The organism is Proteus appendicitidis (assembly GCF_030271835.1).
GTDB lineage: Bacteria > Pseudomonadota > Gammaproteobacteria > Enterobacterales > Enterobacteriaceae > Proteus > Proteus appendicitidis.
In genome coordinates this window covers 3,132,109-3,154,746 of the sequence record NZ_CP127389.1, presented here as the reverse complement: position 1 = coordinate 3,154,746, position 22,638 = coordinate 3,132,109, and the positions used below count along the sequence as shown (strand labels likewise).

19 protein-coding genes are annotated in these 22,638 nt (G+C 38.8%); 4 read left to right on the top strand and 15 right to left on the bottom strand.

Annotation, left to right across the window (positions count from 1 at the left end; all coding sequences use genetic code 11):
* Nucleotides 1-17: 17 nt before the first annotated feature.
* The 3 genes from QQS39_RS14610 to copA form a co-directional block, all read right to left on the bottom strand.
* The gene (locus QQS39_RS14610; RefSeq protein WP_285804805.1) at nucleotides 18-827 is read right to left on the bottom strand and encodes a TraB/GumN family protein; all 810 of its coding nucleotides are present in this window, start codon (nucleotides 825-827) and stop codon (nucleotides 18-20) included.
* Nucleotides 828-945: 118 nt separating this feature from the next.
* Nucleotides 946-2,205, bottom strand: a complete 1,260-nt coding sequence (locus tag QQS39_RS14605; protein ID WP_285804804.1) for a YadA C-terminal domain-containing protein — start codon at nucleotides 2,203-2,205, stop codon at nucleotides 946-948.
* A 368-nt stretch (nucleotides 2,206-2,573) separates the two neighbouring features.
* Nucleotides 2,574-5,516: a copper-exporting P-type ATPase CopA gene (copA, locus tag QQS39_RS14600; protein WP_285804803.1), complete on the bottom strand. Its 2,943-nt coding sequence runs from the start codon at nucleotides 5,514-5,516 to the stop codon at nucleotides 2,574-2,576.
* 132 nt (nucleotides 5,517-5,648) lie between these two features.
* Here copA and cueR point away from each other — a divergent pair, with 132 nt between their 5' ends.
* Nucleotides 5,649-6,062 carry a Cu(I)-responsive transcriptional regulator gene (gene cueR, locus QQS39_RS14595; RefSeq protein ID WP_196570990.1) on the top strand — a complete coding sequence of 138 codons (414 nt, stop codon included), beginning with the start codon at nucleotides 5,649-5,651 and terminating at the stop codon, nucleotides 6,060-6,062.
* Here cueR and QQS39_RS14590 read toward each other — a convergent pair.
* From QQS39_RS14590 to tesA, 5 genes are all read right to left on the bottom strand, one after another.
* The gene (locus tag QQS39_RS14590; protein WP_285804802.1) at nucleotides 6,016-6,504 is read right to left on the bottom strand and encodes an NfeD family protein; all 489 of its coding nucleotides are present in this window, start codon (nucleotides 6,502-6,504) and stop codon (nucleotides 6,016-6,018) included. The genes cueR and QQS39_RS14590 overlap by 47 nt on opposite strands.
* Nucleotides 6,505-6,506: 2 nt before the next feature.
* Nucleotides 6,507-7,430 (bottom strand): SPFH domain-containing protein, encoded by a 924-nt coding sequence (locus QQS39_RS14585; RefSeq protein WP_109371347.1) that lies wholly within the window; start codon nucleotides 7,428-7,430, stop codon nucleotides 6,507-6,509.
* Nucleotides 7,431-7,467: 37 nt separating this feature from the next.
* A complete protein-coding gene (locus QQS39_RS14580) occupies nucleotides 7,468-8,325 on the bottom strand; it encodes a co-chaperone YbbN (RefSeq protein ID WP_285804801.1) in 858 nt (285 codons plus the stop codon).
* 84 nt (nucleotides 8,326-8,409) lie between these two features.
* Nucleotides 8,410-9,195 (bottom strand): SDR family oxidoreductase, encoded by a 786-nt coding sequence (locus tag QQS39_RS14575; protein WP_151435893.1) that lies wholly within the window; start codon nucleotides 9,193-9,195, stop codon nucleotides 8,410-8,412.
* 50 nt (nucleotides 9,196-9,245) lie between these two features.
* Nucleotides 9,246-9,875, bottom strand: coding sequence for a multifunctional acyl-CoA thioesterase I/protease I/lysophospholipase L1 (gene tesA / locus QQS39_RS14570; RefSeq protein WP_151435892.1), 630 nt, complete (start codon nucleotides 9,873-9,875; stop codon nucleotides 9,246-9,248).
* Between tesA and ybbA the strand changes: the two genes are divergently transcribed.
* Both ybbA and ybbP read left to right on the top strand, forming a co-directional pair.
* Complete coding sequence (gene ybbA, locus QQS39_RS14565) at nucleotides 9,846-10,532, top strand: putative ABC transporter ATP-binding protein YbbA (RefSeq protein WP_151435891.1); 687 nt, start codon at nucleotides 9,846-9,848, stop codon at nucleotides 10,530-10,532. The two genes, tesA and ybbA, sit on opposite strands and share 30 nt — an antisense overlap.
* Entirely contained in the window at nucleotides 10,529-12,970 is a 2,442-nt protein-coding gene (gene ybbP / locus QQS39_RS14560) for a putative ABC transporter permease subunit YbbP (protein ID WP_151435890.1), read from the top strand. Before ybbA ends, ybbP begins: the two co-directional genes overlap by 4 nt.
* 87 nt (nucleotides 12,971-13,057) lie before the next feature.
* On the opposite strand, the gene QQS39_RS14555 is transcribed toward ybbP, so the two are convergent.
* The 7 genes from QQS39_RS14555 to ppiB all read right to left on the bottom strand — a co-directional run bounded on the left by QQS39_RS14555 (nucleotide 13,058) and on the right by ppiB (nucleotide 20,823).
* Nucleotides 13,058-15,220, bottom strand: a complete 2,163-nt coding sequence (locus tag QQS39_RS14555) for an ornithine decarboxylase (RefSeq protein ID WP_432711543.1) — start codon at nucleotides 15,218-15,220, stop codon at nucleotides 13,058-13,060.
* A 177-nt stretch (nucleotides 15,221-15,397) separates the two neighbouring features.
* Nucleotides 15,398-16,423: a mechanosensitive ion channel family protein gene (locus tag QQS39_RS14550; RefSeq protein WP_285804800.1), complete on the bottom strand. Its 1,026-nt coding sequence runs from the start codon at nucleotides 16,421-16,423 to the stop codon at nucleotides 15,398-15,400.
* A 67-nt stretch (nucleotides 16,424-16,490) separates the two neighbouring features.
* Nucleotides 16,491-17,750 carry an MFS transporter gene (locus tag QQS39_RS14545; protein ID WP_285804799.1) on the bottom strand — a complete coding sequence of 420 codons (1,260 nt, stop codon included), beginning with the start codon at nucleotides 17,748-17,750 and terminating at the stop codon, nucleotides 16,491-16,493.
* A gap of 123 nt (nucleotides 17,751-17,873) precedes the next feature.
* The gene (gene purK / locus QQS39_RS14540; RefSeq protein WP_151435886.1) at nucleotides 17,874-18,941 is read right to left on the bottom strand and encodes a 5-(carboxyamino)imidazole ribonucleotide synthase; all 1,068 of its coding nucleotides are present in this window, start codon (nucleotides 18,939-18,941) and stop codon (nucleotides 17,874-17,876) included.
* Nucleotides 18,938-19,459, bottom strand: coding sequence for a 5-(carboxyamino)imidazole ribonucleotide mutase (gene purE / locus QQS39_RS14535; RefSeq protein ID WP_285804798.1), 522 nt, complete (start codon nucleotides 19,457-19,459; stop codon nucleotides 18,938-18,940). The genes purK and purE overlap by 4 nt, the downstream gene beginning before the upstream one ends.
* Before the next feature lie 134 nt (nucleotides 19,460-19,593).
* Nucleotides 19,594-20,316 carry a UDP-2,3-diacylglucosamine diphosphatase gene (locus QQS39_RS14530; RefSeq protein ID WP_285804797.1) on the bottom strand — a complete coding sequence of 241 codons (723 nt, stop codon included), beginning with the start codon at nucleotides 20,314-20,316 and terminating at the stop codon, nucleotides 19,594-19,596.
* A gap of 12 nt (nucleotides 20,317-20,328) precedes the next feature.
* On the bottom strand, nucleotides 20,329-20,823 hold the full coding sequence (ppiB, locus tag QQS39_RS14525; RefSeq protein WP_006533972.1) for a peptidylprolyl isomerase B: 495 nt from the start codon (nucleotides 20,821-20,823) through the stop codon (nucleotides 20,329-20,331).
* A gap of 374 nt (nucleotides 20,824-21,197) precedes the next feature.
* On the opposite strand from ppiB, the gene cysS reads away from it, so the two are divergent.
* The gene (gene cysS, locus QQS39_RS14520; protein WP_285804796.1) at nucleotides 21,198-22,589 is read left to right on the top strand and encodes a cysteine--tRNA ligase; all 1,392 of its coding nucleotides are present in this window, start codon (nucleotides 21,198-21,200) and stop codon (nucleotides 22,587-22,589) included.
* The last annotated feature ends 49 nt before the right edge of the window (nucleotides 22,590-22,638 follow it).

The following is a 22,638-nucleotide window of genomic DNA, read 5'->3' as shown; positions in this document are numbered from 1 at the left end:
AGGTTAGAACAATATTTTTATACTTGGGATGTTAATAAATCGATCAAATTTTCTTCGCCAAATAAATGAAGAGCGCCGACAGTGACTACATAACGACCGGCAGGTAATGCTGATAACGTGCTTACCCATTTTTGGTTACGGCTTTCCATTAAGATATCAAATACAGCTTTACTAAAGGTATTCGGTAACGGCGGTTGTTTCTCTCTACTATTATAATTTAACCACCAATTGATCATGATTTGCAATGTACGTGCGTTCTCGTGCCAATTTTTTAGTGTGTCTTCGAGTAATTGTTGACCATCATGAGGAAAATCCAATAACAATGCGGCCTGACTCTCAATGCCTTCAAGTTCTATAATATTTTTTTTGTGTTCATTAGCATGTTGAATGACTTGATAATCAATGCCATGTTGAGGTTGTAATCCGAGTTGCATGGCTTGGGTTGATTGTAAAATTAACGCAATTTGCCAAAGTGGTTTATTTTCAATTTGATAAAGAGAAAGTGAGAGGTCTTCACAATATTGAGTAATTTGAGAAAAAAGCGTTTCATTTAAACGCGTTTCTAAAGGCTCTCTAAAAAGAGAGGCTTGATCAAAGGGCTGTACATCCGTTGAAATATCAGCTTCAACAATAACCGCATCTGCATTTTTTATTTGGTTAATAAGCACATTGGAAAGTGGTGACATTGTGGGAACACCCATATGGATACTGCCCACAAGATGCAAAGAGATATTATTAGGTAGCGTAATATCAACGGCGGGATAAGGGTAATGGACAGTATTTTTTATGCCTACCCAATGTTTGATTTTCTGAAAAATACCCGTCATTTGATATGCTCCTTTAAGTGTCGATCACTAAGCCTCAGCATAACGGATTTTTGATTGAATGAAACAGAGAAAACGAAGCTTTACTTAGCTTTCTCTGTTTTTACTTTAGGCTGAATGACTACCAACTAATGCCAACACCCCCCGCAGAGACCCAGCTATTGGTTTCATTCCATGCTGTAGATGCTCTGACTTTAATATTTTCATTAATACGATATTGCATACCCCAAGCAAGGGCTGTGGCATTACGATAATTACCGATACCAATAGCGGTGCTAAATGTCGCGTTATCGGTAAAAGGTAAATTGCTCATTGCAGCAACAGAGGCAATACCTTGATTAGCACGTTTTTCGACTTTATAAAAACGGTTTTGGGTGTCAGATTTAAAATATTCAAAGTCACTTTTCAATGTTTTAAATTCATTTCTTGAGACTGATTGCTCAGTATAAAGAGTAGCAAAATGGCTTTTTAATGAAATATTGCTTCCATTGATATTTAAATTGTCAATATAGTTTTCTTTGATATCACTAATATCATCTCTATTTTCTCTTATATTGCTAGCATTACTATTAATAGCATGAGTATTTTTCTCAATATCAGTTGTGTTTTTTTCTATGAGATTATTGTTTTTATCAAGATTAGTGGTATTTTTTTTAATTATACTTTCATTGTTTTTAATTTTTTCTGAATTATTTTGAAGATCTTCTGATAATCTTTTTTTATTGTCTGAAACTAAATTTTTAAGTAAGGAATAATCTTGCTCTTGTAATTGACTCATTTGAGCTAGATCTTGTTTTGTGTTTTTTTCTAATAACAATAAAGAACGGTTTTTGGTATTGAGATTATCGACTATTTTATGTAGTCTCTCAGGAGACTCTAGATCATCTAATGTTAATGCACTATCTTGAGTACTGTAGATCATTGTTTCCGCATGCTTGATTAGGTTAATAACTTCATTACGGTTTTTCTCGGTCAATAAATCTTTTTCTAATAAATAACCCACTATTCCCATTTTTAAATCACTATTGTTAGATTGAATATCAATATAACCATTTTTATTAACGATATTTTTCTTTATAAGATCGGCAGAATCGGTTAAATTTCGACTTCTTAAGTATTTTTCTAAATCTTTAGCTACGCTACTATTTAATTCAATACCATAGGCTTCTTTATCTTTATTTATTCCTTTTACTATATTAATTAAATTACTATCAACTATCTGATTAAAAATCGTTGATGTTAAATAGCTTTTTTTATTTTCAAGCTCTTCATATTCAGGAGTGATTAAATCAGAAGAAACGTTCGGATTTAATGTGTTTGAAAAAACACAAGAAGAATAAATAATAGATATTGTTGCGATAAAAATATTTTTATATTTCAATTTTAAATCCTTTTAAAAGTAAAATGGTGTTGATTTTTCATTTATCTATTCTGAGTGTTAATTTTTTAATTGATATAAATAAACAGCCTTATTATCAGAATAATTTTAATGTCAATATGGTCTTTATTTTATGAATAATAAAAAATAATGAAATAGTTATAATATATTGCTATTCTAGCGTTAAGAGGGCGGAGTAATGACTCTCTTGTATAATGAGAAATTCCTCTTTGACTGGCCGATAGAAATATCGGCTTTTTTTTAACCTTTTGAAAATATTAATAATCATTGTTCAATAAATAATAAAAAACCCCTTTTACCGATAAGTAAAAGAGGTTTAAATATAATATTTATTTATATGTTGTTAAGTGTTATTGCTTGGGTTTAAAACGCAGTAAACGGTTAGCATTACTCACAACAGTGATTGAAGACAGTGCCATTGCGGCACCGGCAACCACGGGATTTAACAGTGTGCCAGTGAACGGATATAAAATACCTGCTGCAATGGGAATACCTAAACTATTGTAAACAAACGCACCAAATAGATTCTGTTTCATATTACGTAGTGTGCCTTTTGATATTTCAACAGCATCAGCAACACCATGTAAACTATGACGCATTAACGTGATTGCGGCAGTCTCAATCGCAATATCACTGCCGCCTCCCATGGCAATACCGACATCTGCTTTAGCTAATGCAGGGGCATCGTTAATACCATCCCCAACCATTGCAACACGACGCCCTTCGGCTTGAAGTTCAGTAATTGCTTGTGCTTTACCTTCCGGCATAACGCCTGCAATCACTTGGTCAATACCCGCTTCTTTTGCTATTGCATTTGCAGTAATTGGATTATCACCCGTTAACATCACTAGGCGATAGCCCTGATTATGTAAACGCTGCAATGCACTTACTGTATCTTCTCTAAGTGGATCACGGATAGAGAGAAGGGCGGCAATCTTACCTTCTTGAGCTAATAAGACTGGAGTAACGCCTTTTGCTGCTTGAGCGTCAATAAGTGTATTAATTTCACTAATATCAATACCCGATTCAAGCATCAATTTAGGGTTGCCTAAAAGCACCATTTTTCCGTTAATTTCACCGCTTAATCCCATTCCTGCAAGCGTGCGGAATTGGCTTATTTCAGGTAAATCAATGCCTTCAGCTCGCGTTAAAATGGCTTTAGCTAATGGGTGATTAGAACCATTTTCCAACGATGCTGCCAATGCAAGTGCTTGAGTTTCATCTACTTGATTGAACGTATGAATTTCAGTGACCTGAGGCATACCTTCTGTCAGTGTTCCTGTTTTATCAAAGACTAAAGTATCCAGTTTGCTCGCTTGTTGTAGTGCATCTGCATCACGAACTAACACACCATATTCGGCCGCACGACCTACACCTGAAATAATCGACATAGGAGTAGCCAAACCTAGAGCGCAAGGACAAGCGATGATAAGAACGGTTGTGATAATCACCAGTGCATAGGTAATTTGTGGCGAAGGACCAAAGAAATACCAAATAGCACCCGCAATAAGAGCGATAGCAACGACAACAGGTACAAACACACCTGAAATTTTATCCGCTAGCTGGCCTATTTCAGGTTTACTACTTTGCGCTTGGCGAACTAATTTAATAATACGGGCAAGCGTTGTTTTACTTCCCACGGCGGCGGCTTTAAATAGCACTGAGCCATCTTGAACCGTTGTGCCAGCATGGATAGTGTCACCCACTGTTTTTTGCTGTGGAATTGGCTCGCCTGTTAGCATTGCCTCATCCATCCATACTTCACCTTGGATAATTTCACCATCAACCGGTACTTTATCACCTGTTGCTAAACGTAACGTCATTCCTTGTTTAACATCAGCTAATGGCATTTCAACTTCACCATTTTCAGTTATGACTCTTGCTGTTGGTGGCGTTAAATCTAATAGTCGTTCTAGTGCTTTGGATGAACGCTGGCGCGCTCTTTGCTCAAGCATATGACCCAGATTGATTAAACCGATAATCATCGCACTGGCCTCATAATAGAGATGTCGAGCTTGAACGGGGAACACTTCTGGCCATAAGTTCACGGTAATGGAATAGAGCCACGCGGTTCCTGTTCCTAATGCAACGAGGGTATCCATTGTCGCACTACGGTTTTTTAAACTCTGCCATGCGCTACGATAAAAATGACCACCCGCAACAACCATCACAAACAGCGTTGCAATACCAATGCCTAACCAGATGCTGTGATTGGACTCTGTCAGCATCATATTGTCGCCGATCATTCCCCAAATCATGACTGGGATACCAACAACTAAGGCCAATGCCGCTTGCCAGCGAAAACGTTTCATATTGGCAACAGCAACTTCTTGCTGACGTTCTCTGCGTTTTACATCATCTTGAATAATTTCAGCGCCATAACCTGCTTTTTCAATGGCAGTCACAAGTGCATCATGATCGATATCACCAGTCACTAATGCACTACGTTCAGCAAGATTTACACGCACATTTTCAACGCCATCAACAGATTGTAATGCTTTGTGAACCTTACTTACGCAACTTGCACAGGTCATGCCATCAATTAAAAGCTGAACACTGCTGTCATCGTCAGTATCGATTTCAGCACCATTATCAATATCAGCATTCTCAACTGGAATATCACAAACAGCCGCTGACGATGCTTCCAGTTGTGCATGCGTTTGCGTCAGCGGCTCAGTTTTTGGGAAATCAGTACCTGCAAGTTGTGCTTCAAAACCGGCTTCTGTAATGGCGGTAATTAAGGTTTCAGCGGTTGCAGAACCAGTGACTTTCGCGTGTGTTAATTCAACTTCAACGGTTTCAACGCCCGCTGTATTTTCTAGTGCTTTTTTAACTGAAGCGACACAGTGACCACAATTTAAGCCAGATAGCGTTAAATGAATTGCGTTGTCAGTGGGCGCTAAGCTTGCTTGAAAGCCTTCTGCCGTAATCGCTGCAATTAAAGTATCTGCAGTCGCGTCACCAAAAATTTCAGCTGACTCTTTTGTCACATTAACAGCGGCAACACCTTCAACCGCTAATAATGCTTTTTCAGTTTTACCGACACACTTCATGCAGTTAAGCCCACTTAGGCTTAATTTTACATCAGGCTGTGTTGCTACACTTGCTTCATAGCCTGCGTCTTCAATTGTTTTGATTAAGCTTTCAGCAGTTGCATCGCTGTCAATTTTAGCGTATTGAATAGTCACAGTTGCCTGTTCTATGTCATTGCGAGCATCAAGTGCTTTTTTTACACTGTTAACACAGTGAGAGCATGAAAGTCCTTGTAGTGCGAGTATCGTAGTTTTTGCCATGTTAATTTATCTCCGACATAAAAGCGTTACCTCTATTATTGCTCAATATTCGGTAACTTGCTTTCTTTAAAGGTTTTTTCTTATCGAGATAAAGGCTAAACCTTTCCGCAAGGGGAAGGTCAAGGGGGAATTTTGAATATTAGTGAAATCGCAAGTAAAACAGGATTAACGGCTAAAGCTATTCGGTTTTATGAAGAAAAAGACTTGATAACGCCACCGGGAAGAGGTGAAAACGGCTATCGCTATTATCAGGCTCAACATATTGAAGAGTTAACTTTATTACGACAAGCGCGAGAGGTCGGATTTAATTTAGAAGAGTGTCGAGCTTTATTAATGTTGTTAAGAAATCCTTCTCGTCATAGTGCTGACGTGAAAGAAGCCACCTTAAAAAAAGTGGCTGAAATTGAGAAAACAATTAATGAGCTTAACGCCATTCGCCAGCGCTTACTGTTATTAGCCAGCGAATGCCCCGGAGATGATGGTGCAGATTGCCCAATCATCAACCATTTGTCAGGGTGTTGTCATCACCAGAAACAGTCGGTTTAAGCGCAATCACTTGTAAGGTAATACCATCAATCGCAGTTACTATTACCTTATCGCCAGCAAGTAATGGCGTGTCTGAATAAACACGCCAACTACCATCCGCTAATTTTACGCGACTAAAACCATTTTCAGTATCTGATAATAAAACAGCATGAACACCAATCAGTTGATGAGTTTTCTGATTTAAATTTTCAGCTTCTTTTGATTGTTTTCTGCGTTTAAGCCAAAGGTGCCAAAGTACAGCACTAATAACCGTTAATATCGCAAATAAAATACCTTGAATAGGCCAGCTAATCGGCAATATCCATGTGATCAACGATACACATAGAGCCGCCATTCCTGACCATAAAAGGTATCCTGCTGTTCCTAACATTTCTGTAATTAACAGCAAGCCACCAAGACAAAGCCAGAAAAGTGCAGGTTGAGCACTAATCCATTCAATCATAATTAATTGCTCTTGTTGCCAGAGTCACTTTTTTTGGTATTGAGTAATTCAGAAATACCGCCAATCGCACCCATGAGATTACTTGCCTCTAATGGCATCATAATAACTTTACTGTTATTAGCTGAACCAATTTGAGACAATGCATCAGTATATTTTTGAGCAACAAAGTAGTTAATGGCTTGCATATCACCTTTTGCAATGGCCTCAGACACCATTTGTGTTGCTCTGGCTTCTGCTTCTGCCGCACGTTCACGGGCTTCTGCTTGTAAGAACGCAGATTGACGCTCACCTTCAGCCTTCAGTATTTGTCCTTGTTTCTCACCTTCAGCTTTTAAGATAGCTGCTTGACGAATACCTTCAGCTTCAAGAATGTCGGCACGTTTAGTACGTTCAGCTTTCATCTGCGCATTCATTGCAGAAATCAATTCTTTTGGTGGGCGGACATCACGAATTTCAATACGGGTAATTTTGATACCCCAAGGGTTTGTTGCATCATCAACAATCAGTAACAGGCGGCTGTTGATTTGGTCACGTTGAGAAAGAATTTCATCAAGTTCCATGGAGCCTAATACTGTACGGATATTCGTCAATGTTAAGTTGATAATCGCAAGTTCAAGGTTATTAACTTCGTACGCCGCTTTTACCGGATCGATGACTTGAATAAAGCAGACTGCATCAATGCTGACGTTGGCGTTATCACGAGAAATGACTTCTTGAGAAGGGATATCAAGTACTTGTTCCATCATATTGATACGGCGACCAATACGATCAACAAATGGTACGAGAATTTGTAGCCCTGGAGTCAAAGTTCGAGTGTAACGACCAAAACGTTCGACAGTCCACTGATAACCTTGTGGAACGGTTTTAACACCACATAAAACTAAAATAATAGCGAATAAGATGATAATACCAATGACTATTTCCATATACCTGTCCTAAGTCTGCTTTAATAAGAAAATAAAATTAATAAAGTAAAGAATACACCATACGACGATATTTAGACGCTAAATTATCATTAGTACCTAAGGCCGATAGTATATCCATCAGGGTTTTCTTAACTTGTCCATCACCTGCATTTAGATCTTTTTTGATAAAGCTAAATAGCAACTCTAACGCCTCTTCGTTACGAGCAACTTCATGTAATTTTAGTGCAAGTTGAATGGCAAGATCAGTATTTTCAGGTTGTTGATTAAAATCGTTCTGTAATTGTTGAATTTCAGGCGTATCAGCAGCCTGTTTTTGTAATTCAATTTGCGCTAACAAACTATGGTAGTAACTGTCTTGATCTTGTAAAGGGATAGTAATTAACAGAGTTTGGGCTTCTTCATTTTTATTTAAAGAAATTAAAGCACCCGCTAGCGCAAGTGTAATTTCGCTATTTTTAGGTGCGAGTTGATGCGCTTCTTTAAGCAGAGGTAAAGCTTCCTCTGTTTTTCCTTCAGAAAGTAATTGTGCCGCTTGTGCCGCTTTTAGCTCTTCTGGTTTGGGTAATACATTGGCTAACACTTGGCGAATTGCTTCTTCAGGTTGAGGTCCTTGGAAACCATCAACAGGGCGGCCTTCTTGTAAAATATAAACAGTTGGGATCGCACGTAGACCAAATTGTGAGGCAATCATTTGTTCAACATCACAATTTAATTTGGCCAAAATAAATTGATCAGCAAATTCGGCTGACAGTTTATCTAATGTTGCGCCAAGCTCTGCACAATGAGGACTACGTTCTGAATAGAAATACATCATGACGGGTTTAGTCATGGATTGTTCTATAACTTGTTGAATATTTGATTCATTCACATCAACAATATGTGCAGTTGCTAACATTAACTTGCCCCTTTTTGAGAGTTTTAAATATATATGCGATTTATAACGCTATTTTATTAATAAGTAAGGGTGATTCCTGAAAAATCAAGCCTTGCCGCTCTGGCGACTGAGAATAGCATCCATTAAAGCATCAGGTAGAAAACGTTTTAGTATTTTGACGGCGTGAGTTAATAAGGTTACGGGATAACGTATCTTAGGTTTTGGGTTTTCTAAAGCATGAATAAGCTTTTTCACTACATCTTCAGGCGTTAATGTGAAACGACTCGCAATCCCCGGATTTTTTACCGGTTTATCTTTTTCGGCTTGAGCCACATTCTCAGTGAAACACGTTCGTATTGGACCAGGCTCGATTAAACTCACTTTAACACCTGTATGCGCTATTTCCATTCTTAGCGCGTCAGACCATGCTTCTACTGCATATTTACTGGCAGCGTAAGCACCTCGGCCAGAGGTTGAAATAATCCCCATTACAGAGCTAGTTTGAATAATTCTTCCTTCACCATGAGGTAACATTGCGGGTAGAAGTAATGTAGTAAGCTGATGTAAACCAAAGAAGTTAGTAGAAAACTGTTTTTCCATTTGTTGGCGAGTAATAGCATCTAATGGACCATAAACACCAAATCCGCCATTATTAAATAATCCATATAAACGACCATTTGTTAGGCGAATTACTTCTTGTGCCGCATTTTCAACACTTTTTGGATCATCAAGATCAAGATGAATAGGTTCTAATCCCAGTGTTTCCATGCGTTCAAGGTCTTCTCCTTTACGGCAAGCTGCAAGAACTCGATAGCCTCTTTTCTTTAGTGCTTTTGCGGCACAGAGTCCTATTCCACTGGAACTTCCTGTAATCAATACCGTTTTTTGCATAATTTTACAATTAATCTCGTTTAATCTACGTCAACTACTGTCAGAATAGCCTAACGTGTTAAGTAAGGGGATAATGTTTCATCCATCCACTGCGCAATAAAAGGCTGAGCATCTTCATTGGGGTGTATGCTGTCATTTTGCATCCACTCAGGCTTATCAGCGATTTGCTCCATATAAAAGGGAAGCAGAGGAAGCGCATTATCTTCAGCGAGTTTTGGATAGATCGCTGAAAATGATTGTGTATAACGTTTACCATAATTAGGTGAAATCATTATTTGCATAAAAAGTGGCGTTGCACCGGCATCTTTTACTTGTGTAATGATGTTTTGTAATGCCTCTTTTGTTTGTGTAACAGGGTATCCCTGTAAGCCATCATTTGCACCTAATTCAATTAAAACCCAACGAGGTTGATGCTGTTTTAATAAATCAGGCAGCCTATTTTGCCCTTGAAAGGCAGTTTCACCACTAATGCTTGCATTAATAACATTAATTTCAGGGTAGGTTGTTTTCCATTTATCAGCAAGGCGTTGTGGCCATGCACTTTCAATTGGAAGACGATATCCTGCACTTAAGCTGTCACCAAAGATTAAAAAGGTATCAGCAGCAATTGCCTTAAAGCTAAACATCATCATAACGATAAGGAAAAATGTATGTGGACGGAAAAGGTTCTTGAAGTTCATCAGTTAACCAAACAAGTAGGACAAGGTGATAGTCAGATCTCTATATTGCAGGGTGTTGAGTTAGTTGTCGAGCCTGCACAAACAATTGCGTTAATTGGTGAGTCCGGATCAGGTAAATCGACGCTGTTAGGTATCATTGCTGGGTTAGATGATGGCAGCTCTGGCAGCGTGCATTTAATGGGAGAAGATCTCACAAAAATGAATGAAGAAGAACGTGCCAAATTGCGCGCCCAACATGTTGGGTTTGTTTTTCAATCATTTATGTTGATCCCAACATTGAATGCACTCGAAAATGTGCAGTTGCCCGCATTATTAAAAGGTGAGTCAGAAAAGCACAGTCATGAGCGTGCAGTTGATTTACTTAAGCTGTTAGGATTAGGCGAACGTTTATACCATATGCCAGCACAACTTTCTGGTGGTGAGCAACAACGCGTTGCATTAGCAAGAGCATTTTGTACTCAGCCAGCGATTCTTTTTGCTGATGAGCCAACAGGGAATCTTGATCGTAAAACAGGTGATAAAATTGCTGACTTGTTGTTCTCTCTTAATCGAGATTATGCAACAACGTTGATTTTAGTGACTCACGATAATGAGCTGGCTGCTCGTTGCCAAAGGCGATTACGATTAGTAGATGGACAACTTAAGGAGGAGTCATGATTTGGCGTTGGTTTTGGCGTGAATGGCGCTCTCCGGCACTATTAATTGTTTGGCTTTCTTTAGCGCTTGCGGTTGCTTGTGTGCTTGCTTTAGGGCGTATAGGTGATCGCATTGATAAAAGTATTTACGCTCAAAGTCGTGATTTAATTGCTGGCGATTTAGTGTTACGTGCATCTTATCCCGTTGATGAAATCTGGCTTACAGAGGCGAAGAAAGCAGGGCTAACTCTTAGTCGCCAAATGCAATTTACCACGATGTCTTATGCTCCTGAAGGCGACACACCACAGCTTGCATTGGTGAAAGCGGTGGATAAATTATATCCACTGTATGGTGAGTTAGAAACAGAGCCAGCAGGGTTAAAACCTGAAAAAGGAACTGCGCTTGTTGGTGCCAGATTACTTGAATTACTTGATATAAAAGTTGGCGATAAAATTGATGTAGGCGATGCCTCATTTACGATTAGTGGTGTATTAATTCAAGAGCCAGACAGCGGGTTTAATCCTTTTCAAATCGCCCCCCGTGTTTTAATTAACCTTGATGATGTTGAAGCAACTGGAGCAGTGCAACCTGGGAGCCGTCTGACTTATCGCTATATGTTTGCAGGTGATGGATCTGTAATTGATAGCTATCAGCAACGCTTCGACCCACTATTAAAACCCGATCAGCGTTGGAATAGTTTAAAACAAGATAGTGGAGCACTTTCACAATCAATGGAGCGTGCGAAAAACTTTCTTTTACTTTCAGCGCTATTAACGCTATTGCTTGCGATATCGGCAGTTGCCGTTTCAATGGCTCATTATTGCCGTAGTCGTCATACTTTAATTGCGGTATTAAAAACGTTAGGTGCAGATAAACGTGCATTGAGAAAGTGGATCGTTGGGCAATGGGGCGTGATCCTTATTGGCGCTATTGTTGTTGGCTCCTTAGTAGGGCTTGTTTTTGAAGCAATATTGCTACAAATTTTAGCGCCAGTCTTACCTAAAAGTTTACCAGAAGCGAGCTTTTTGCCATGGGTATGGTCTGTAGGCTCTTTACTGTTAATTGCTTTATTAACAGGATTAAGACCTTATTATCAATTAATGGCAACGCAACCTTCCCGAGTATTAAGAAGTGATACTACGGCACCTATATGGCCTCTTCGTTATTATTTACCGATAGTAGGCTTAATTATTGTCGGTGCTTTAACGCTTTTTGCGGGAACTGGCGTTTTACTCTGGTCAATTCTATTTGGTGTTGTTGTTATTGCTTTTTTACTTGGGATCATTGGCTGGTTAGGATTATGGGTATTAAAGCAGTTTAAATTCCGCCAACTCAGTGCGCGCTTAGCAGTAACTCGTTTATTACGACAACCGTTTCAAACAATGACTCAGCTTGCTGCTTTTGCACTTTCATTTATGTTGTTAACGCTTTTAGTCCTTATTCAAGGTGATTTACTCGAAAAATGGCAAAAACAATTACCAGAAGATAGCCCTAACTATTTTCTAATCAATATGTCTGCACCTCAAGTTCAAGAAATTAATACATTATTGGCACAATATAAGGTTGAACCTACGGATGCATTCCCTGTGGTATTAGCGCGTTTAACACAGATTAATGAACATAATGCTAAAGAGTGGGCAGATAAACGTGATGCAGGTAATAACACTGTTCGTCGAGAGCTTAACTTAACATGGCACAGTGAATTGCCTAAAGATAACGTGATTGTTGAAGGAACATGGCCTCCTGTCGGTAATGGTGTTTCTCTTGATCAAGGTGTTGCCGAACAACTCGAGATTAAATTAGGTGATGAACTAACATTTGTCGGTGATACTCGTGAATTTAAGTCCATTGTTACGAGTATTCGTCATGTTGATTGGGAGAATATGCGCCCTAATTTCTTCTTTATTTTCTCTGAAGAAGGGTTAAGCAATCAGCCAGAAAAATGGATGAGTAGTTTTTATTACAATGGCGAGGACGGGTTAATTACAGCTCTTAATCGGCAATTTCCAACCGTAAGTGTGTTAGATACTGGTGCATTAATTCAGCAAGTTCAACAAATCTTACAGCAAGTCAGTCGAGCGCTAGAGATTATGGTTGGATTAGTCATGATTTGTGGTGCGTTATTGTTAGTTGCTCAAATTCAGGTAGGAATGACACAACGACGCATTGAGCTGGTGGTGTATCGAACATTAGGCGCAGGTAAATCATTATTAAGACGGACTCTTTGGGCTGAATTTGCATTATTAGGTTTAATGGCGGGATTAGCAGCAGCGATTGGTGCTGAGGTCGCATTAAGTTTATTACAAATATCGGTATTTAAGTTCCCTTGGCAACCACAATGGGAAATGTGGATCACTGTACCTATTGTTGCGGCATTATTACTTTCATTATGTGGCAGTATATTAGGCGTCCGTCTGTTGCAAGATAAAGGGCAATATCGACGAATTCAAGGCGAATAGTTGAAATAAACCAGGCTGATAAACAGAGCTAAATAAAATGCTGATATTATTAAATATCAGCATTTTTTATGGGGAAAGATAAGACAATTATTCTTTTATCACATAAGCATAAATTCGCTTACTACCATCATTTTCATCATAAATATAAACCCCTTGAAGTTCAGTTGAAAAGCCGGGAAGCTGATTAATAGTGACTTCAAGCGCCTGAAAATAACGTAAAACAGCACCATCCCAAATTTCACCAGGTACAGCACATAAAACACCCGGTGGATAAGGTAAAGCACCTTCAGCGGCAATTCGACCTGCTAATTCATTTAAAGGTAACAATTCAACATTACCACGAACAAACTCAATATTAGCTTGTTGTGGGCTTAGCGCTCGCTTAGGAAAGTGACTTTTTCTAAACATCTGTTTTTGCAGTAACTTGATATTGTATCTGATACAAATATCATGCATTTCCTGACAGAGTTGGCGCAAGGTATAACCCTGATAACGAGATGGATAGCAACGACAAACAGAAGGCAATATTTGTTCTAATGGCACATCTTCAACTAAGTGCTTTTCAAATTGAACAATCAAAGTGATTAAGCGATCAAACTTCGTTTGATGCTCTGCAGGAGTCAGCAAAAACAAGATTGAATTGAGATCACTTTTTTCAGGAATAACACCGTGCTCACGTAGGTAATTTGCCAAAATAGACGCTGGCACACCAAAAGATGCATATTCCCCTGTATGAGGATCGATCCCCGGCGTTGTCAGCATTAACTTGCAAGGATCAACAAAGTATTGATTGCTGGCATAACCTTCAAATGAGTGCCAATTATCATTAGGAATAAAATTGAAAAAACGCTGATCGTGAGCAATTTTATCTGTATCGTGATCTTGCCAAGCAAGCCCATCAACGACTTCAGGAATAAATGGCTTAATAAATTGGCACTGCTTTAGTAGTGATTTACGAGCTTCAATGCCTTGTTTTACGCAATTCATCCACATCGCTTCACCACTTTTGCCTGAATGCATTTTTGCATTGACATCAAGAGCCGCAAAAAGAGGATAAAATGGGCTGGTGGATGCATGCATCATAAAAGCATTATTCATACGTTTATGATTAACATAACGTGATTGCCCTTTAAGGTGAGCATCTTTTTTATGTATCTGTGAGGTTTGTGAAAATCCTGCTAATTGCTTATGAACTGATTGAGTAACGAGAATACCGGGATCGTCTTCATTAAGCGTTAGCAACAAAGGCGAACACTGTTTCATCATTGGAATAAATTGTTCATAACCCACCCATGCAGAATCAAATAAAATGTAATCACAAAGATGACCAATTTTATCGACCACTTGCCTTGCGTTATAAATTGTACCGTCATAAGTGCCTAGTTGAATAACCGCTAAACGGAATGGACGTTTATCAAATTGGTGTTCTGGCGCAACTTCTGCAATTTGTTGGCGTAAATAGTGTTCTTCAAAGCAATGAGCATCAATACCACCAATAAAGCCAAAGGGATTACGAGCGGTCTCTAAATAAACAGGTGTTGCTCCTGCTTGAATGAGTGCGCCATGATGATTGGATTTATGGTTATTCCTATCAAATAGCACTAAATCATTTGGTGCCAATAAGGCATTTAAGGCAACTTTATTAGAAGAAGATGTTCCATTTAAAACAAAGTAGGTTTTATCGGCATTAAATACTTGCGCTGCAAAAGTTTGGGCATCATAAGGCGCTCCTTCATGAATAAGCAAATCACCCATTGCCACATCAGCATTACAGAGATCAGAGCGAAATAGATTCTCACCAAAATATTGATAAAACTGCTCGCCAACAGGATGACGGCGGAAAAACTCTCCACCTTGATGACCCGGGCAATCAAAAGCGACGTTCTTTTCGGCAACATAATTTACTAAGCGTGAAAAAAATGGTGTGGTCAGACTCTCTTCATATTGTTGTGCCGCTTTATTAATTAACATACTATTTTTTTGATGTGCGCTTTTATCGGTAATCACAACCCCTGAAACCTGATTAAGCAATTCAGCACTGATTGCATCATTAAGATTAACAGCAATAAATACGGGTAATTGAAAACCTGTTTGATAAATGCGATCTAATTCGCCAGACTCAATATCTGACAATGACAACACGACGGCTGATACTTGCGTTAAATTCGCATCAACAATATCAACAATCGGACGTTCACAATAAAAATAGTGTGAAAGAGTAGGGTGACACGCCAACTTCATTTTTTTCATTATACTCGCGTTTTTATCAGTAAAAGAATTGGCGAACAATATACTTGGTTGTGAATGTGATTGAAATAAATTAAAAGATAAGAATGGTGATTTATGTATTATAAGTGCATAAATCACCATTTTTGATGGGTGAGTGAATGGAGCAGTTTATGAGAAAATAAACTGATCTACTTTCTATTATTGGTTAATCGGAGAAGATTTTTCGATATAGACTGTTTGAGATGGAAAGGCAAAATCAGCGCCATGTTTATGCACAATCTCAATCATCTTCAAATAGACTTCTTGTTGAGCTTCAAGCCACTGCGCCCAGACTGTCGTTTTGGTAAAACAATACACCATGATATTGAGTGAAGAGTCTGCAAATTGATTAAAATAGACTAATAAGGTTTGTTTCGTATCAATTTTGTCATTTTGCATTAGCATGGTGCGAATATCTTCAACGATAACACCAATTTTATCTGAATCTTCATAACGTAAACCTAATTCTGTTTCGATGCGTCGATTGGTCATTCTACCGGGATTCTCTACGCTAATAGAGGAAAAAACAGAATTTGGAATGTAAAGGGGGCGATGATCAAAGGTAATGATTTTCGTAATACGCCAACCGATTTCTACCACGGTACCTTCAATATTACGATCAGGAGAACGTACCCAATCTCCGATATTAAAAGGGCGATCAAAATAGAGCATCACCCCTGAAAAAAGGTTACTCATCACATCTTTGCTTGCCATACCAATGGCAATACCGCCTAATCCCCCAAAGGTCATTAAACCAGATAAGCTCATACCAAAGTGCTCACCAAACAGTAAGATGATAATGACGAAAAGGGTGATTTTAAATATGCGCGAAATAATACGAGCTGAAGTAGGATCGCTCCCTTTTTTAATTTGTGATTTCTCTAATAAATTAATCAATAAGAAAAATTTACGCATTAAAATTAATGCGATAGCGACATAGGTAAAGAAATTAATCATCCTAAAAGAGATAAAATGGAGATTAAAATCAACGACAGCCGTTTCACAATATTGGCTTAAGATAATGACTAAACTACAGAGAAAGACCGCTTGGCTGATATGAATAATAATATTTCTGCGACGTTTTTTCTTTTTGTCATGAAAAAGAGATACGATGACAAAACCCACAAGACAGGCTAAAGCTATGCCAACACCTATTGAGTATTTTATTATTAATGCATCATTCATCAGCTTAACGTCTCCTTAGAAAATGCGTTTTTATAATACGAAGCTCGCTATCTTACTTATTTAATCGTTACTTTTCTTGCTCACTTGCATGCTGAAATTTAGGGTAAACCGGTGGTTTCATAAACAGAGTAACCGCTAAAATCAGTAAAACAGGTAGGGTTAAAATCAAGAATGCAGGTGTAAAACTACCTGAAATATCTTTGATTGCCCCGGCAAAGAATGGCGCTAAACAAGCCAGTGTTGAAATTAAATTCATCACTGAAAATAGCTCAAGGTAAGGGGAGCGACCAAAATAGTTAGCAAGCAATATACTTGATGCTAAGAACGTCATTCCATAACCAATACCAACACAAACCGTAAATAAGATCAGGTAAACCCAAGAATTAGCCATACTTAGCGCGAGCAATCCAATGATGATAATACTTAAGCTTGCAATAAGTAGTTTTTTAGGTTCTAACCATTCACCAATAGCGCCACCCGCTAAGCGCGAGAAAGCATTGATAAATGCCATACTACTTAATAGTGTCGCGGCAATCGTTTCACCAAAACCATTTTCAATAATATGTGCAACAGCAAAGCTATTGACCGTGATCCCACACCATAAAAAGGCCGTGTAAGTCGCAGCAATAACATAAAATTGCCATGTTCTTAAAGCATGACGGGCTGTCCAAATCTCTTTAGTTTGATAGATACGTTTTGTGGTTTGAAGTTGGCTAATTTTTTTTGCGTGTTCTTGTTCTTTACTACCTTCGCGTAAAAATAAAATAGTGATAAGAGTAACAACGGTGAGTGTGATTGCTGAAATAAGCCAGTGCATTCGCCATGTATGCCACAAATGAGTTGCTAAAAAGTAGATCCAAGGTCCCGCAACACCGCCTAATCCACCAATGGTAAAATAGACACCAAAGGCAAAGGACTGTTTTTCAAATAAGCGAGAAATAACATAAGTACCGGGTACGGTAGCCAGTAGCGTAAAACCAATACCTAACAGTGCAGTACCAAGAAAATAACGCGCAATAGTGTATGTTTCATAAAGAAAATAGAAGCCACTGACAAAAATGATCAATCCGATAAGTAGTGTAAGACGAACATTTAATTTACGGATCAATAACGTAGGTAAAAAACTCGCAAGACCGCAGGTTAATCCTAATAGCGTAAAGCCAAGACCTGCCTGAGTCCAGTTCCACTCTAGCTCGCTTATCATGCTAGGAAGAACAACACCTAAAGAAGTAAATGTGGTTGCGGTAGCTAAAAAATACACAAAACCCAATAATATCAGCATACTCCACTGATAAACGGGTCCAAAAATCTGTTGCGTGACTTGCATCCTGACTCCAGCAAATGGGTGCAGTAACCTGAATAATCAGGAGAAAATAGCGAATAACAGACCTCTTTATCTGAGGTCTGTTCGTTTAAAGGCTATTATTCTCTAACTTTATGAGTCGGACTGCTAGCTTAATTTTTCTAAAGCCCATTTGATAGGGTACTGATAGGCATCATCAAGCATGGAGCTTAATGATTTGAGTGTCTCTTTTAAGGGGGTATTATCGCGATGCACAAGATTGAGATGACCCACTTTACGAACGGGGCGAACTTCTTTTTCATACCAATGTAAATGAACTAATGGCAATGAAAGCCATTGAGGATTGACATCAGTACCAATCAAATTAACCATTACTGCTGGTTGGCAAACCTCAGGTTTTGGCATCGGTAAATCTAAAATTGCACGTAGGTGTAACTCAAACTGGCTAATTGAGGCACCATTTTGTGTCCAATGCCCACTGTTATGAACTCGAGGGGCTAATTCGTTAATAAGTAATTTATTACCAACGATAAAGCACTCCATTGCCATTACACCGACATAATTGAGCTTATTAAGGATGGCTGTCAGCATTTTTTCTGCTGATTGTTGTAGTTCTGATGCAGGGGTTGGTAATGCCACACTCATGCGTAAAATGCCATCTTGGTGAAGATTATGAGTTAAAGGATAGAAAACACAGTTTCCGCTACAATCTCTGGCACCCACTAATGAGACTTCACCTGAAAAGGGAATACCTTGCTCAACAATACATTCACCATAAATTTCAGCCGGTAATTGCTGTTCTTCACCGGGATGAATGCGCCATTGACCACGACCGTCATAACCACCAACACGGCGCTTTACAATAATAAAATCACCCAGTTGAGCGAAGATATCAGACCATTGTGTTGGTGACGTTAATGGCTGCCAAGGTGCTGTTGCTAAGCCCAATTCATCGAGAAGCTGTTTTTGAGGCAATCTATCGGCAAGCAATGGAAAAATATCACGGTTTACAAAGTTAGTATGACGTTCTAACTCTTTGGTGAGTGCAGTTTCAGGCCAGCGCTCAATTTCTGCTGTGATGATACTTTTTTGATAGGGAACGGCTTCTGGCTCGGCATCTAATCCTATTGGATAAACGGCAATTCCTAAAGGCTCTCCAGCTTGTCTTAGCATTCGCCCTAATTGACCATTTCCAAGAACACAAACTGGCTTCATAGTGCCTCCCTTGGATCTGGGTTATTTAATACATCGTTAGTTTGTGCTGTGCGCCATGCTGTTAGTGCTTCAAAAATAGTAGGGGAGTGTAATGCTAAAATTTGAGCGGCTAATAAAGCAGCATTAGCAGCACCTGCTTTCCCAATTGCTAATGTTCCCACAGGAATACCTTTTGGCATTTGCACAATAGAGTAAAGGCTATCAACACCGCTTAATGCTGCACTTTGAACAGGAACACCTAATACAGGAACGAGTGTTTTTGCTGCGAGCATTCCTGGTAAATGGGCTGCACCACCTGCTCCTGCAATAATGACATCAAAGCCATTACTTTTTGCTTGTTCTGCAAAGCTAAATAGCTTATCAGGGGTACGGTGTGCAGAGACAATCTCAACATGATAAGGAAGTTGTAGTGCGTCTAGTACATCAGCGGCATGAGACATTGTTGCCCAGTCACTTTTAGAACCCATTACAATGGCGATACGAGCGGAAGAGGTATTTAGACCAACTTGAGAAGACATTACTTAACTGCTCCTGTAAGCATAAACGGATATAGCCTAATAAACTGAGCATGATAGTATCACGCTAACACGCACAGGAAAACGTTTGCGTAAAGAAAAAATGGGCTTTTTTTGAAGAAAATAAGCAAAATAACTTAGAAAGGAAATTGAATAAGTTCTATTTTTTCCGCAGTCACTTTAAACATAGAACCTTCAGTATGCCAAGCACCTAATACACCTCGATAATGTATTTTATCATCAATGTTGACGGTGTGAATTGCTGGGCGATGCGTATGACCGTGGATCATCCATTCGGTATTGAAATGCTTAAAAGTGTCTATCACCGCTTGCGGGTTAACATCCATAATGGCATCTGATTTGTACTGATTTTCGTGCTGGCTACGTGAGCGCATTTTGTCAGCGATACGCAGTCGAATAAATAGAGGGAGTAGTGAGAATAGGCGCTGAATAAATTTATTATGTACTTTTTTACGATAGCGTTGATAAGCTTCATCGTCAGTACAAAGCGTGTCACCATGTAAAATCAAGATACGATGCTGTTCAATTTCGAGCACTTTTTCTTGTGGAAGTATGGTGATACCACTCTCTTTTGCAAAACGAGAGCCAATTAAAAAATCACGATTTCCATGAATAAAATAGCAAGGCACCCCTGCCTTTTTTAGCGTCATCAGAGCTTGAGCAATTTGTTGATGTAAAGGATTAGGATCATCATCACCTATCCAAAAATCAAAAAAGTCGCCTAAGATATAAAGTGCTTTTGCATGAATAGCTTGTTCTTTTAAAAAGCGAAGAAAACCGGCAGTGATTGCCGGTTCATGTTCACTTAAATGCAGGTCTGCAATAAAAAGCGTACACATAAAAAGTGAGGCTTATTCGCTAACCGTTACACTTTTAATGACGATATCTTCACGAGGAACATCTTGGTGGAAACCGCTACGACCAGTAGAAACCGCTTTGATTTTATCAACAACGTCCATGCCTTCAACAACTTCAGCAAAGACACAATATCCCCAACCATTTGCATTTTCAGCACGGAAGTTTAAGAAATCGTTGTCTGCAACGTTGATAAAGAATTGAGCAGTAGCAGAATGTGGATCGTTTGTACGAGCCATTGCTAATGTACCGCGGTTGTTTGCTAGGCCATTGTTTGCTTCGTTTCTTACAGGTGCTTTGGTCGCTTTTTGGTTCATACCCGGTTCAAAGCCACCACCTTGGATCATAAAACCATTGATGACACGGTGGAAAATAGTGTTATCGTAGAATCCTTCTTTACAGTAGTCTAAAAAATTTTCTACGGTTGCAGGTGCTTTGTCTGCAAATGTATTAATCACGATATCGCCGTAATTGGTATGAAAAGTAACCATATTCAGATCCTAATATAATTTTAGCTTTACCCAGATTTGGGCATAAACAACAGTCCCGTTTTTATACCACAGTTGCCTAATTTAGTCAGTATGCATCTTTTTCTCGTTCCACTTTTTCTTGCTAAATAAATCAGTAATAGAGGGAAAAAACACTTTTCGCCAAAATTTAGCCAAATAATAGAAGTTTGATTGTTTGCTATCAACGATTGAACAGTGAAAATAAGCGCTAAGCAGAGTAAGATAAAACCTTAATCTTGAGTTTGCTTTGCCTTCAAGATCCAATATCCTAATTAATATCATGTTATAGTAGTTGTTATTTTCTTTTATATAAAAACGTAATAAACACGTACAGTTGAAAACGGGAACGTCCACTGATGCTAAAGATTTTTAATACTCTTACTCGCCAAAAAGAAGAATTTAAACCTATCCATGCAGGTAAAATAGGTATGTACGTGTGTGGCATCACTATTTATGACTTATGCCATATTGGTCATGGACGTACATTTGTGGCTTTTGATGCCATAACCCGTTATCTGCGTTATTTAGGATACGATGTTAACTATGTTCGTAACGTAACGGATGTGGATGATAAAATCATCAAACGTGCGATCGAAAATAATGAAACATGTGAGCAATTAACCACTCGTATGTTAGCTGAAATGCATAAAGACTTTGATGCATTAAATATTGCTCGCCCTGATTCAGAGCCGCGTGCAACACACCATATTGCTGAAATTATTGAATTAACAGAAGCGCTAATTAAACGTGGACATGCTTACGTTGCTGACAATGGCGATGTGATGTTTGCGATTGATACCGATCCTGATTATGGCTTACTTTCTCGCCAAGATTTAGAGCAACTACAAGCCGGAGCTAGAGTTGAAGTTGCTAACGTAAAACGCAATCCAATGGATTTCGTCTTATGGAAAATGTCCAAACCAGGTGAACCAAGCTGGCAATCTCCGTGGGGAGAAGGTCGCCCAGGTTGGCATATCGAATGTTCTGCGATGAATAGTAAAGAGTTAGGACATCATTTTGATATTCATGGGGGTGGCTCAGACTTAATGTTCCCTCATCATGAAAATGAAATTGCGCAGTCTACTTGTGCTCATGATGGTCCTTACGTTAATTACTGGATGCACTCTGGTATGGTGATGGTAGACAAAGAAAAAATGTCTAAATCACTTAATAACTTTTTTACCATTCGTGGTGTATTAGCTTATTACGATGCTGAAACAGTGCGTTATTTCTTATTATCAGGTCATTATCGTAGTCAACTTAACTACACTGAAGAAAACTTAAAACAGGCTCGGACTGCATTAGAGCGCCTCTACACTTCATTACGTGGCACTGATGCAAATGCACAACCTGTGGGTGGCGAAGCGTTTGAAGCGCAATTTATTGACGCTATGAACGATGATTTCAATACACCAGAAGCCTATTCAGTCTTGTTTGATTTAGCGCGTGAAGTCAATCGTCTAAAATTGGTTGATATGAATGCAGCGAATGGCTTAGCCGCAGTATTACGTAAGCTTGCTAAAGTATTAGGTTTGTTAGAGCAAGAGCCTGAGCACTTTTTACAAAGTGGTGCTAAAGCGGATGATGCGGGTGAAGTTGAAAAAATTGAATTATTAATTCAACAGCGTAATGATGCTCGTAAAAATAAAGATTGGGCAGCGGCTGATGTTGCTCGTGACGCGTTAACCGCGATGGGGATTGTTTTAGAAGATGGTCCTCAAGGAACAGTTTGGCGTCGTAATAATTGATACGACAATTGAGTGATTATACTTAATGCGTGTTTAATATAAAAATATC